At 72.3% G+C, this 11816-nt stretch carries 15 protein-coding genes; 5 read left to right on the top strand and 10 right to left on the bottom strand.

What is annotated here, in order from left to right:
• Nucleotides 1-41 precede the first annotated feature (41 nt).
• From hisA to EV671_RS14910, 5 genes are read left to right on the top strand one after another with little or no spacing between them, the layout of a single operon-like run.
• The gene (gene hisA / locus EV671_RS14930; protein WP_132573086.1) at nucleotides 42-791 is read left to right on the top strand and encodes a 1-(5-phosphoribosyl)-5-[(5-phosphoribosylamino)methylideneamino]imidazole-4-carboxamide isomerase; all 750 of its coding nucleotides are present in this window, start codon (nucleotides 42-44) and stop codon (nucleotides 789-791) included.
• Nucleotides 791-1564 (top strand): imidazole glycerol phosphate synthase subunit HisF, encoded by a 774-nt coding sequence (gene hisF, locus EV671_RS14925; RefSeq protein WP_132573084.1) that lies wholly within the window; start codon nucleotides 791-793, stop codon nucleotides 1562-1564. The genes hisA and hisF overlap by 1 nt, the downstream gene beginning before the upstream one ends.
• Before the next feature lie 5 nt (nucleotides 1565-1569).
• A complete protein-coding gene (rsmD, locus tag EV671_RS14920) occupies nucleotides 1570-2118 on the top strand; it encodes a 16S rRNA (guanine(966)-N(2))-methyltransferase RsmD (RefSeq protein ID WP_132573081.1) in 549 nt (182 codons plus the stop codon).
• Nucleotides 2115-2615, top strand: coding sequence for a pantetheine-phosphate adenylyltransferase (coaD, locus tag EV671_RS14915; RefSeq protein WP_132573078.1), 501 nt, complete (start codon nucleotides 2115-2117; stop codon nucleotides 2613-2615). Before rsmD ends, coaD begins: the two co-directional genes overlap by 4 nt.
• A gap of 2 nt (nucleotides 2616-2617) precedes the next feature.
• Complete coding sequence (locus EV671_RS14910) at nucleotides 2618-2917, top strand: YfhL family 4Fe-4S dicluster ferredoxin (RefSeq protein ID WP_132573075.1); 300 nt, start codon at nucleotides 2618-2620, stop codon at nucleotides 2915-2917.
• Here the strand turns inward: EV671_RS14910 and EV671_RS14905 are convergent.
• Genes EV671_RS14905 through EV671_RS14860 form a run of 10 tightly spaced genes read right to left on the bottom strand, consistent with a single transcriptional unit; the run spans nucleotide 2862 to nucleotide 11814 of the window.
• Nucleotides 2862-3869: a S1/P1 nuclease gene (locus EV671_RS14905; RefSeq protein ID WP_132573072.1), complete on the bottom strand. Its 1008-nt coding sequence runs from the start codon at nucleotides 3867-3869 to the stop codon at nucleotides 2862-2864. The two genes, EV671_RS14910 and EV671_RS14905, sit on opposite strands and share 56 nt — an antisense overlap.
• 10 nt (nucleotides 3870-3879) lie before the next feature.
• On the bottom strand, nucleotides 3880-5331 hold the full coding sequence (locus EV671_RS14900) for a cobyric acid synthase (protein ID WP_132573069.1): 1452 nt from the start codon (nucleotides 5329-5331) through the stop codon (nucleotides 3880-3882).
• Nucleotides 5328-6323 (bottom strand): aminotransferase class I/II-fold pyridoxal phosphate-dependent enzyme, encoded by a 996-nt coding sequence (locus EV671_RS14895; protein ID WP_132573066.1) that lies wholly within the window; start codon nucleotides 6321-6323, stop codon nucleotides 5328-5330. The genes EV671_RS14900 and EV671_RS14895 overlap by 4 nt, the downstream gene beginning before the upstream one ends.
• Complete coding sequence (gene cbiB / locus EV671_RS14890; RefSeq protein ID WP_243655740.1) at nucleotides 6320-7252, bottom strand: adenosylcobinamide-phosphate synthase CbiB; 933 nt, start codon at nucleotides 7250-7252, stop codon at nucleotides 6320-6322. Before cbiB ends, EV671_RS14895 begins: the two co-directional genes overlap by 4 nt.
• Nucleotides 7252-7587, bottom strand: coding sequence for a DUF1636 family protein (locus EV671_RS14885; protein ID WP_132573063.1), 336 nt, complete (start codon nucleotides 7585-7587; stop codon nucleotides 7252-7254). Before EV671_RS14885 ends, cbiB begins: the two co-directional genes overlap by 1 nt.
• Nucleotides 7584-8153, bottom strand: a complete 570-nt coding sequence (gene cobO / locus EV671_RS14880; protein WP_132573060.1) for a cob(I)yrinic acid a,c-diamide adenosyltransferase — start codon at nucleotides 8151-8153, stop codon at nucleotides 7584-7586. The genes EV671_RS14885 and cobO overlap by 4 nt, the downstream gene beginning before the upstream one ends.
• The gene (bluB, locus tag EV671_RS14875) at nucleotides 8143-8790 is read right to left on the bottom strand and encodes a 5,6-dimethylbenzimidazole synthase (RefSeq protein ID WP_132573057.1); all 648 of its coding nucleotides are present in this window, start codon (nucleotides 8788-8790) and stop codon (nucleotides 8143-8145) included. The genes cobO and bluB overlap by 11 nt, the downstream gene beginning before the upstream one ends.
• A complete protein-coding gene (locus EV671_RS14870) occupies nucleotides 8787-10082 on the bottom strand; it encodes a cobyrinic acid a,c-diamide synthase CobB (protein ID WP_132573055.1) in 1296 nt (431 codons plus the stop codon). The genes bluB and EV671_RS14870 overlap by 4 nt, the downstream gene beginning before the upstream one ends.
• Nucleotides 10079-10837, bottom strand: coding sequence for an ABC transporter ATP-binding protein (locus EV671_RS14865; protein ID WP_132573052.1), 759 nt, complete (start codon nucleotides 10835-10837; stop codon nucleotides 10079-10081). Before EV671_RS14865 ends, EV671_RS14870 begins: the two co-directional genes overlap by 4 nt.
• Complete coding sequence (locus EV671_RS14860; protein WP_243655739.1) at nucleotides 10834-11814, bottom strand: FecCD family ABC transporter permease; 981 nt, start codon at nucleotides 11812-11814, stop codon at nucleotides 10834-10836. The genes EV671_RS14865 and EV671_RS14860 overlap by 4 nt, the downstream gene beginning before the upstream one ends.
• Between the last annotated feature and the right edge of the window lie 2 nt (nucleotides 11815-11816).

The raw sequence follows: 11816 nt of genomic DNA, 5'->3' as shown, positions 1-11816 counted from the left end.
CTCCGCTTCTCGCCCCCTCCCTTCCCCTTCAGCCCTCGGCCATGCTGCTGATCCCTGCCATCGACCTGAAAGACGGTCGCTGCGTCCGCCTCAAGCAAGGCGACATGAACGACTCCACCACCTTCGGCGAAGACCCCGCCGCGATGGCGCGGCGCTGGCTAGACGCCGGCGCGCGCCGCCTGCACCTGGTGGACCTGAACGGCGCCTTCGCGGGCAAGCCGGTCAATGAGCCGGCCATCAAGGCCATCATCAAGGAGGTGGGAGACAAGATCCCCATCCAGCTCGGTGGCGGCATCCGCGACCTCGACACCATCGAGCGCTACCTGGACGACGGCCTCAGCTACGTCATCATCGGCACGGCCGCGGTGAAGAACCCCGGCTTCCTGAAGGATGCCTGCAGCGCCTTCGGCGGCCACATCATCGTGGGCCTGGACGCCAAGGACGGCAAGGTTGCCACCGACGGCTGGAGCAAGCTGACCGGCCACGAGGTCGTCGACCTGGCGCAGAAGTTCCAGGACTACGGCGTCGAAGGCGTCATCTACACCGACATCGGCCGCGACGGCATGCTGACCGGCATCAACATCGAGGCCACCGTCAAGCTGGCCCAGGCGCTGACCATTCCCGTCATCGCCTCGGGTGGTCTTTCGGACATCGCCGACATCGAGCGTCTGTGTGCGGTGTTCGGCGACGGCGTGGAGGGCGTCATCTGCGGCCGCTCGATCTACACCGGCGCGCTCGACTTCTCCGCCGCCCAGGTGCGCGCGGATGAGCTGATGGCGGCACAGACCTGATGCTTGCCAAACGCATCATTCCCTGCCTCGACGTCACGGCCGGCCGTGTCGTCAAGGGCGTCAACTTCGTCGGCCTGCGCGACGCGGGCGACCCGGTGGACATCGCCGCGCGCTACAACGAGCAGGGCGCCGACGAGATCACCTTCCTCGACATCACCGCGACGAGCGACGGCCGAGACCTGATCCTGCACATCATCGAGTCGGTCGCGAGCCAGGTCTTCATCCCGCTGACCGTGGGCGGCGGCGTGCGCTCGGTGGCCGACGTGCGGCGGCTGCTGAATGCCGGGGCCGACAAGGTCAGCTTCAACTCCGCAGCCGTGGCCGACCCCGAGCTGATCCGCGCCGCCAGCGACAAATACGGTGCCCAGTGCATCGTCGTCGCCATCGATGCGAAGCGCCGGCCGGAAAACGATCCAAGGGGTTCGGGCTGGGACGTCTACACGCATGGCGGCCGCAAGAACGTCGGCCTCGATGCGGTGGCCTGGGCCAGGCAGATGGCCGAGTTCGGCGCCGGCGAGATCCTGCTGACCAGCATGGACCGCGACGGCACCAAGGCCGGCTTCGACCTGGAACTGACCCGCGCGGTGAGCGACGCGGTGCCCGTGCCCGTCATCGCCTCGGGCGGCGTCGGCACGTTGGACGACCTGGCCGACGGCATCACCAAGGGCGGTGCCGACGCGGTGCTGGCCGCCAGCATCTTCCACTTCGGCGAGCACACGGTCGGAGAAGCCAAGGCCTTGATGGCCGCGCGCGGAATCCCGGTTCGCCAGTAGCTGCCATGGGTGAGGTCCGCATCATTGGCGGGCAATGGAAGCGCTCCAAGCTCCCTGTGCCCGATGTTCCAGGCCTGCGCCCCACGTCCGACCGCGTCCGTGAAACGCTCTTCAACTGGCTGGGCCAGACCTTGACCGGCTGGCGCGTGCTGGACGCCTTCGCGGGCAGCGGCGCGCTGGGCTTCGAGGCGGCGTCGCGCGACGCAGAAGCCGTCGTGATGATCGAGCGCGAGGCGGCGCTGGTGGACGGGCTGCGGGCCAGCCAGAAGCGACTGCAGGCCACGGCCATCACCATCCACCGCGCCAACGCCCTGAACTGGATGACGGCCTGCGCGGACCGCTTCGATCTCATCTTTCTCGACCCGCCCTTCGCCGACGATCTGTTCGACCGCGCGCTGGCCGCCGCCGTGCCGTTGCTGGCCGAGGGGGGACTGATCTACGTCGAGTCGCCGCACGAGGTCGCCGCACCGGCCGGTTTCGCCACCTGGCGCCAGGGCCGAGCAGGTGCTGTTCACTACCAGTTGCTGCGCAGGGGCGAAAATCCGGCCCCATGACCTCCCGCACGCAGATCACGGCCATCTACCCCGGCACCTTCGACCCCATCACGCTGGGCCACGAGGATCTGATGCGCCGCGCCGCCGGTATGTTCGAGCGCCTGGTGCTGGCCGTGGCCGTCGGCCATCACAAGAAGACCATGTTCTCGCTCGAGGAGCGGCTGGCGATGGCGCAGGAGGTGGCGGCCCAACTGGGCAATGTCGAGGTCATCGCCTTCGACGGCCTGCTGCGCGACTTCGTGCGTGCGCATTCGGGCCGCGTCGTCGTGCGCGGCCTGCGCACCGGAGGCGACTTCGAGTACGAGTTCCAGATGGCCGGCATGAACCGCAAGCTCATGCCCGAGGTCGAGACCATCTTCCTGACGCCCGGCGAGCACCACCAGTACACGTCCAGCACCTTCGTGCGCGAGATTGCGACGCTGGGCGGCGAGGTGGCCGAGTTCGTGTCGCCCGGCGTGCTGGCGCGGCTGAACGAGCGCTGCCGGAAGGGAGGTTGATCGTGGCGTTGATGATTACGGACGAATGCATCAACTGCGACGTCTGCGAGCCCGCCTGCCCGAACAACGCGATCAGTATGGGCGAGGAGTTCTACAAGATCGACCCGGCCAAGTGCACCGAGTGCGTCGGCCATTTCGACGAGCCCCAGTGCGTGATGCTCTGCCCCGTCGCCTGCATCCCCATCAACCCGGCCCACATCGAGAGCCGCGAGACGCTGATGCAGAAATACCAGCGCCTCACGGCGGTCAATCCGCAAACACCGTCTTCAGCACCAGTGCCAGCCTCGCTCCCGCCTGCGTGAGTTGCTGCCGCTTGATGGTGTCCGCTTTGGCGTCGTAACCTGGCGGCAGGTTGACGCTCCAGTGCGAGTCCTGCCTGGCCGAGAACGCGAGGCCTTCGTAGGCCGTGCCGGCCTGGTTCAGTGATTCGCTGGCCCAGCGGGCCGGCCAGTCTGCCGGGTCGCCCGGGTTGGCGGCGACTTGGCGCGCCTCGGCCAGCCAGGCGGCGTCGACATGCTGGGGCCTCAGCGCGGCGGGCACGCCGTCCCAGTAGGCATGGAAATTCCGCGGCCCCGCCGATGCCGTCTGCGCGAGCGGGAAGCTGTTGCCGCCGACCGTGAAGCTGGCCGGGTCCAGCCCGGTCTTGTCGGGGTCAATGCGCTGGCCCCGGGCGTCAAGATAGGGGGCGCCGACATGCAGCGGCTGGTGGATGTCGCCCACCAGATGTACGAGCACGAGCAGGGCCTCGCGCGGGCTGTTGAAGTCGGGCTGCCCCGTCGTCGGCCTGCCCTGCAGCACCTGGATGGCCTGGCGCAGCGCGCCGACGACGTCGTCGGGCCGTGTGCCGCTGAAGCCGGGCAGGTAGCGGCTGCGCTGCAGCGCGATGTCGGTGTAGTGCGTCTGGCCGTGGCAACTGGCCTCGTCCGGGCCGAGATGGCATTGGCGGTCGTTGCGCCTCACGTAGTCGGCCATCTCGGCGATGCGGGCTGGCGTCTCCAGCGGCGCGCAGGCCGGGTATTTGCCGGGCGCAGGGTAGGCGTAGCCCTGGGCGGGCGAGATGCCCTTGGCGCAGTCGGCCCAGATGGACGCCTGCTGCAGCGTCATGTCGCCGAGCAGGGCCGCCACGCGCGCCTCGGCCGGCGTGCCCTGGATGAGGCCGGCGGCGATGGTCGCGACGGTCTGGTGGCCGTCGGGGCCCCAGGCCTGGGCGGCGAGGGGTAGGGCGATCATGGCGGCGGCGAGCAGGTGGCGCATGGGCGGTCTTTCAGGCAATCAGGCCCGCGATCTTGCCCGGTTGGAAATGCAGGTCGATGAAGTCCGCCAGCCCGTCGAACACCGAGTCCAGCGAGCGGCCGGACTGGCCGAACAGTGCCTGCAGCACGGCCGGCTGCTCGAACAGGCCGTGGGCGTAGACGCCGAGCACACGCCCGGCCTGCCAGCCTATGGCCTCGCCGGCGGCGTTGCATAGGGCCACCTGCGGCGCCGGCAGGCCCGGGTGGGGCTGGGTGCGGCCGTGGCGGATCTCGTAGCCCTGGGTCTGCACGCCGGCCAGAGCGGCCCAGGGACTTTCCAGCGCGTTGTCGAAGCGCAGCGCCGTGTTCTGCAGCAGCTTCTCCGGCTCGAAGGCAGTCACCAGCGGCAGCAGGCCCAGGCCGGGCGCGTTGCCGTCCACGCCATGCGTGTCGATCAGCGCCTCGCCCAGCATCTGCAGGCCGCCGCAGATGCCCAGCACGCGGCCGCGGTGGGCGTTGATGGCGCCGTCCAGGCGCTGGGCGCGCAGCCAGGCCAGGTCGGCCGCCGTGGCCTTGGAGCCGGGCAGGATGATCCAGTCGGCACCGGCGAGGTCGCGCGGCTCGCGGGCCCAGGACAGGCGCACGCCGGGCAGCTGGCGCAGTGGTTGGAACTCGTCGAGGTTGGACAGGCGCGGGTAGGCGATGACGGCGATGTGCAGGCCACCTCCGCCGCCTGTGCTCGCGTCGTCGAACACGCCGTCCTCCTCGGGCAGGCCGTGGCCGCGCCACATCGGCAGCGTCGCGACGGTGGGCACGCCGGTCAGGCGCTCCAGCAGCTCGGGGCCGGGCGACAGCAGGCCGGCGTCGCCGCGGAAGCGGTTCAGCACGAAGCCCCTGACCCGGGCGCGCACATCCTCGGGCATCAGCTGGTGGGTGCCGTAGAGATGGGCGAAGGCGCCGCCGCGGTCGATGTCGGTGACGAGCAGGCAGGCCGCCCTGGCGTCGCGCGCGGTGCCAAGGTTGACGTAGTCGGTCGGCGCGAGGTTGATCTCGGCCGGCGAGCCCGCGCCCTCGATGACGACGACGTCGTTCTCGCTCAGCAGCTCGTGCAGCGCGGCGCGCGCACGCGGCTTGAGCAGCGCGCTGCGCTCGCGCCAGGGCAGGCGGGAGAGCTGCGCGTCCACCTCGCCCAGCACGACGACCTGGCTCTGCGTGTCGGCCTCGGGCTTGAGCAGCACGGGGTTCATGCGCACCTCGGGTACGCGATTCGCGGCCAGGGCCTGGAAGTACTGGGCGCTGCCGATCTCGCCCATCAAGCCGTTCAAGCCGGGCACGACGCGCGCGTTGTTGCTCATGTTCTGGGCCTTGAAGGGCGCCACCTTCAGCCCCTGGCGGGCATACCAGCGGCACAGCGCCGTGGCGAGCCAGCTCTTGCCCGCGCCGCTGGTCGTGCCCAGCACCATCACCGCCTTGCCTCGGCTCATGAATCCTCTTCCTCGATTTCGATCAACGCCTGCTGCAGTGCGGCCTGGCTGCGCGGCGGCTGGGTCGACACGCGCACCCAGCCGTCCAGCCCGAAGCTGGCCGCGTCGCGCACGCGGATGCCGCGCTCGCGCAGCCGCGGCACGATGTCGGGCCGCGGCGGGCGGGCCAGCCAGAAGTTGGTGCAGCTCGGGCGCTGCAGCCAGTCCAGGCTGGCCAGCAGGGCACGCTGCGATGCGGCCCAGCTGCGCAGGTGCGTGCGCGCGTCGGCCAGCCAGGCCTGGGTCTCGGCGCTGAGCCAGTGCTCCAGCAGCGCGACACCCTCGGCCGACAGCACCCAGCTCGGGGCCAGCGACAGCGCGCGGGCCCAGGCCTCGTCGGCCGCGGGGGCCACGAGGTAGCCGGCACGCACACCGGTCAGGCCCAGGGCCTTGTTGGGGCAGACGAGCTGCCAGGCGCCGGGCGGCGGGGCGGGCTCCTCGCCCTGCAGGCGCAGCGGCGCATAGGCGCGGTCGACGGCGACGAGGTGGCCGTCCAGGTCGGGCCAGGCGGCGGCGCTCGCGCCGGTCGGGTTGCAGGGCTCGCAGATCCAGACCAGGGCCGGCGCGGCCGGGCGGATATCGGCCGGTTCGGCATAGGGTTTGACGGCGAGGCCCAGGGCCTGGGCCGCGGCGGCGTAGTCGCCGAAGCCCGGCTGCGGCACCCAGGCCTCACGGCGGCCGGCCAGCAGTGCGGCCAGCGTCAGCCGGCGTATGCCTTCGGCGCCGCCGGCTGTGGGCAGCACGAGGTCGGCATCGCCCATGCCCGCGCCCGCGCCGGCCAGCTGGCGGCGCAGCGCACGGTAGGCCGGGTCGGGGTAGTTCTGCCGGTCGGCCCCCTGCATGGCGCGCCACAGCGTGGGCGGCGGGCCGAGCGGGCTGGCATTGGTCGAGAAGTCGTGGTCGGCGGGCGGGCCGCCGTCCGGGCCGCCGTGTTCGATGGGGATGGGGTTCATGTCGTGGACCTCAGGGCCCAGGCCAGCGCGGCGGTCAGCGCGAGCCCGGCGGCGACGGCCTGACGTGCGACGCCACGCGCGGCGGCCAGGTCGCCGGCCGCGGCGCTGCGGCCCGAGGCGTGCAATGCGTAGACACCAGGCTTGGACAGGCGCAGGCCCAGGCGCAGCGCCATCGCCGCCATCGGCCAGCCGCTGTTGGGCGACGGGGGGCAGCGGGCTTCGCGCATCAATGCAGGCAACGACGGCGGCAGCAGCGCCAGGGCCGTCAGCCGCGCCGGCAGCCAGGACAGCACATCGTCCGCCCGCGCAGCCCATTTGCCGCACCACTCGCGCTCGTCGCGGTAGCCCCACATCGCGTCTGCCGTGTTCGCAAAGCGGTAGAGCGCCGCGCCGGGCAGGCCTGCCATGGCGAACCAGAACAGTGGCGCGATGACCGAGTCGTTCAGGTTCTCGGCCAGCGTCTCGATGGCGGCCTCGCGCACCTCGGTCTCGGTCAGCGCCGCGGTGTCGCGGCTGACGAGGTGCGACAGCCGGGCGCGGCCGGCGGCGAGCGACTCGCCCAGCGCCGCTTCCACGGCCCTGGCCTCGTCGGCCAGCATGCGCCAGGCCAGCAGGGGCTTGAGCAGCAGGCCGGTCAGCGCCGCCGTGGCCAGCAGGCGCAGCGGCGAGGCCCAGGGCTGCAGCCCCAGCAGCAGTTGGCCTTGCAGCCACAGCGCGATGAAGACGACCGCGACGGCGCCGGCGAGCCAGACCAGCGCGCCAGCGATGAAGCCCAGGGCCGGCGGCAGCCTGGTCAGCCGGAACAGGCCCAGATAGCGCCCCATGCCGACGACCGGATGCGCCCAGGCGGGCGGCTCGCCGAGGCGGTCCACCAGCAGGGCCACGGCCATCGCCAGCGGCAGCAGCGCGCTCATGTAGACGGGAGCCATCAACGCAGCGGCGGCAACCGGGCCACGAGGCCGCTCTTGAGCCGCTCGGGCCGGCGCTCCCAGGCCAGCAGGCCTTCGCCCGGCTCGGCATGCTGGGCAGCCACGGCCAGCAGCGCGTCGACGCAGGCTGCGTCGGGCGCCAGCTGGCCGAACAGATAGCTGTGCTTGCCCGCCCCCTGCAGCGCCGCCGTGCAGCTCTGTTTGCAGGCGGCCATGCAGGCCTGGCCGCGGATGGGCAGCGGCCAGTCACGCGCCAATGCCTCGTTCTCGACGGCCTCCAGCAGGGCCTGACCCCTGCCGTCGGCGCAAGTGGTGCAAATGACGAGGGCGCTCAATCCTCTATCCCTCGCTGCGCCGGCACGCCAGCCTGGTAGTGGTGCTTGACCATCGTCATCTCGGTCACGGTGTCGGCAAGCTCGATCAGCTCGGCCGGCGCGTTGCGGCCGGTCAGCACGACGTGCACATGCGCGGGGCGCTCGCGCAGGCAGGCCAGCACCTTGTCCAGCGCGATCCAGCCGTAGCGCAGCGGGTACATGATCTCGTCCAGCACGACGAGGAAATGCTCGCCGCCGCGGAGGGTGGCCTCGGCGCGCGCCCAGCCCTCGCGGGCCAGCTCAGCGCTGTGCTCCAGGTCCTTGCTCTTCCACGAGAAGCCGTCGCCCAGGCCGATGACGGGCACGCCGATCTTCTCGAAGACACGGTGCTCGCCGAAGCGGGCGCTGGGGACCTTCATGAACTGGTAGATCAGCACTGGCTTGCCGCGGCCGTGGGCGCGCAGCGCGAGGCCGAAGGCGGCCGTGCTCTTGCCCTTGCCGTCGCCGGTGTGCACGAGGACGAGGCCACGTCGCTCGCCGGTGGGGACGACGCGTTCGTGTTTGACGGGAGGTTGTTCAATCTGCATGGTCGGGGGGCTCCATCAGCAGGTCCTGCAGGGGGCGGCGCTGACGCCAGCCCTCCTGCTCCAGCATGGGTCGGTCGTAGAAGGCGGGCACGGGGCCAAGGCAGAGCAGGCCGAGCGGCACGGCGCCCTCCGGAAGGTGCAAGGTTCGCGCGAGGGCGGCCGGATCGAACATCGACACCCAGCCCAGGCCCAGGTTCTCGGCGCGCGCGGCCAGCCAGAGGTTTTGCACCGCGGCGCCTGCCGAGCACAGGGCCATCTCCTGCGGCAGCGTGCGGCGGCCGAACACGGTGCCGTCGTCGGGCGCGAGGATGAGGGCGAGCAGTTCCGCGCAGTCGCGCAGGCCCTCGACCTTGAGGCGCAGGAATTCGTCGGCCCGCGGGCCGAGGGCGGCGGCCGTGGCCTGGCGCTCGGCCTCCACCAGCGGGGCCAGCCGCTCGCGCCAGCGCGGGCCCGCCAGGCGCATGAAGCGCCAGGGCTGCATCAGGCCGACCGAGGGCGCCTGGTGGGCCGCGCCGAGCAGGCGCGCGAGCTGCTCGTCGGGCAGGGGCGGGCCGGGCAGGAAGTGGCGGCAGTCGCGCCGCGCGGTCAGGATCTCGTGCAGGGCGGCCTGGGCCGCGGCGTCGAAGTGGGTGTTCATCGCGCAGCGCCGAACCACATGGCCACGGCCTCGGGGTTGGACGGGAAGTAGTGGTGCACATAGCTCGCGCGCAGCGAGCCCTGCTGGTAGAGGGCCTCGGCGGTGCTGCCGCCGTTGGGGTTGCCGGCCCGCGCGATCGGCGCGAGCGGCGTCTCCAGCGTGGAGTAGTGGAAGCTGTGGCCGCGCAGCGGGCCTTCCGGCCAGTTCAGGGACTGCAGGCCCAGTGCCGCCAGGCGCTGCTGCACGCGCGCGCGGCCGGGCAGCAGGCCGGCCATGCGGTGGCTGCGGCCGTCGGCGTCGGTCAGCTCGTCCAGCAGGGCCAGCATGCCGCCGCACTCGGCCAGCAGCGGCCGGCCCGCGGCGACGTGGGCGGCGAGGTCGGCGGCCAGCGTCGGGTGCGTGGCCAGCGCGTCGCCGTGCAGCTCGGGGTAGCCGCCGGGCAGCCACAGCGCGTCGCAGCCGGGCAGGGCCTCATGGCCGATGGGCGAGAAGAAGGCCAGCTCGGCACCCAGCGCGCGCAGCAGGTCGAGGTTGGCGGGGTAGATGAAGCCGAAGGCGGCGTCGCGCGCGATGGCGATGCGCCGGCCGGCGAGCAGGCGCGGCGGCGGCGGCTCCTGCGGCGAGTCGAACCGGATGGGCTGGAAGGCGAAGCCCGGGCGCAGGCCCTCCTCCCAGGCATCGGCCCAGGCGTCGAGCTGGGTGCGCAGCGCCGGCTGCTCCAGCGCCTGCACGAGGCCGAGATGGCGTTCGGGCAGGCTGAGGCTGGCGTCGCGCGGCAGCGCGGCGATCAGCGGCAGATCGTCGGGCAGGCCCTCGGCCAGCATGCGGCCGTGGGCGGCGCTGCCGATGCGGTTGGCGATGACGCCGGCATGCCTGAGCTCAGGCAGGAAGCGCGCCAGGCCCGTGGCCAGGGCCGCGAAGGTCTGGGCCATGGCCGAGGCGTCGATGACGCAGACGACGGGCAGGCCGAAGGCTGCGGCCAGGTCGGCGCTGCTGGGCTTGCCGTCGAACAGGCCCATGACGCCTTCGACGAGGATGAGGTCGGCCTCGCGGGAGGCCTCGGCCAGCAGCGCCCGGCAGTGCTCGAAGCCGCCCATGAAGAGGTCGAGCTGGTAGGCCGCGTGGCCGCTGGCGCGCTCGAGGATGCCGGGGTCGAGGAAGTCGGGCCCGGTCTTGAACACGCGCACGCGCTCGCCGCGGCGGGCATGGCTGCGCGCGATGGCCGCGGTGACGCTGGTCTTGCCCGAGCCCGAGGACGGCGCGCTGATGAAGAGGGCAGGGCAGCTTGTCATAGCGGCAGCGCCACCCAGCGCCCCTCGACCTGCGCGATGTGCAGGCTGGGGCCGAACACCCGGCGCAGCGCCTCATGCGTGGCGGGGTCGGCCGGCGCGCCGCTGTGGGCGATGCGGCCGTCGGCCATCAGCACGAGGTGGTCGGCCTGCAGCGCGAGGTGCAATTCGTGCAGCACGCTGACGATGCTGTGCCCGGCCGCGACGCGTGCGCGCACCAGGGCCATCCACTCGGCCTGGTGGGGCGGGTCGAGGTGGGTCAGGGGCTCATCCATCAGCGTCAGCGGCGCGTCGACGGCCAGGGCGCGGGCCAGCAGCACGCGCTGGCGTTCGCCGCCTGACAGCGAGCCCAGGCGGCGTTCGCGCCAGTCCCAGCTCTGCGTGGCCCGCATCGCGGCCTCGGCGGCGCGCTGGTCGGCGGCGGTGGGCGGCGCCAGCCAGGGCCGGTGCGGCAGGCGGCCGAGCATGACGACGTCCCAGGCCGTCAGGTCGTCGGCGCCGCCCTCCTGCTGGCCCATCCAGGCGAGCTGGCGGGCGCGCGCGCGCGCGGGCCAGTCGTGCAGCGGCCGGCCGGCCAGCGTCACCGCGCCTTCGCAGCGCTGCAGGCCGGCGATGGCGCGCAGCAGCGTGGACTTGCCGGCGCCGTTGGGGCCGACGACGGCGGTCCAGCGGCCCCGGGGCAGTGCGAGGTCGATGCCGTGGATGAGGTCGCGGCCGTCGATGCGGACGCACTCGATGCGGGCATGCAGGACCGTCATCGCCGCACTGCTCCCCGGCGATGCATCAGCACGGTCAGGTAGGCGCCGCCCAGCAGCGCGGTAACGAGGCCGACCGGCAGTTCCTGCGGGCGGATCAGCGCACGAGCGAGCACATCCGCCGCCAGCAGCAGCGCACCGCCCGCCGCGGCGGACAGAAGGATCAGCCAGCCGTGCAGCATCGGGCACAGCGTGCGAACAAGGTGGGGGGCGGCCAGACCCACGAAGGCGATGACGCCGGTCTGCGCGACGGCGGCGCCTGTGGCCATCGCGAACGCGAAGATCAGAAGCAGCCTTGCGAGGGGCAGGCGCATGCCAAGCGACGTGGCGGTGGCTTCGCCCAGCGTCAGCGCGTCCAGGGCCGGGCTGCCCAGCAGACCGATGGCGAGGGCCACGACGCCGCTCGCGGCCATCACGCCAACGCTGTTCCACCCCAGCAGCCCGGTGTTGCCGAGCAGGAAGGACTGCATGGCGCGCAGGATGTCCGGCGTCCACAGGGCGACCAGGTTGGTCAACGCGTTCAGCACGACGCCGACGACGACGCCGGCCAGCAGCAGCCTCAGCGATTGTTCCGCACCGCGCGCGAGGATCAGCGTGAGGCCCACGCCCACCAGCGTGCCGACGAAGGCCAGGCCCGTCAGGCCCACCTGGGCCAGCAGCGACGCGTTCTGTGCCGATACGCCGGTCAGAGCGAGCGTGATCGCGACGGCGAGTTCGGCACCCGCGGCGCTGCCCAGCAGATAGGGGTCGGCCAGCGGGTTGCGGAACAGACCCTGCGAGATCGCGCCGGCCATGCCCAGCAGCGCACCGGCCCACCAGGCGCCGAGAGAGCGCGGCAGGCGGATCTCCCACAGGACGACGGCCATGCCCTCGTCGTGCAGGTCGGCCCAGCCGGTGCTGCCGACCCCCACGCCGGCCAGCACGCAGAGCAGGCCGATGGCCAGCAGAAGGGTCAGCAGCAGGCCGGGACGGAGGGTCATCG

Origin of the sequence: Roseateles saccharophilus (assembly GCF_004342485.1) — a bacterium.
Lineage (GTDB): Bacteria > Pseudomonadota > Gammaproteobacteria > Burkholderiales > Burkholderiaceae_C > Pelomonas > Pelomonas saccharophila.
This window is presented reverse-complemented; position numbering and strand designations above follow the sequence as displayed.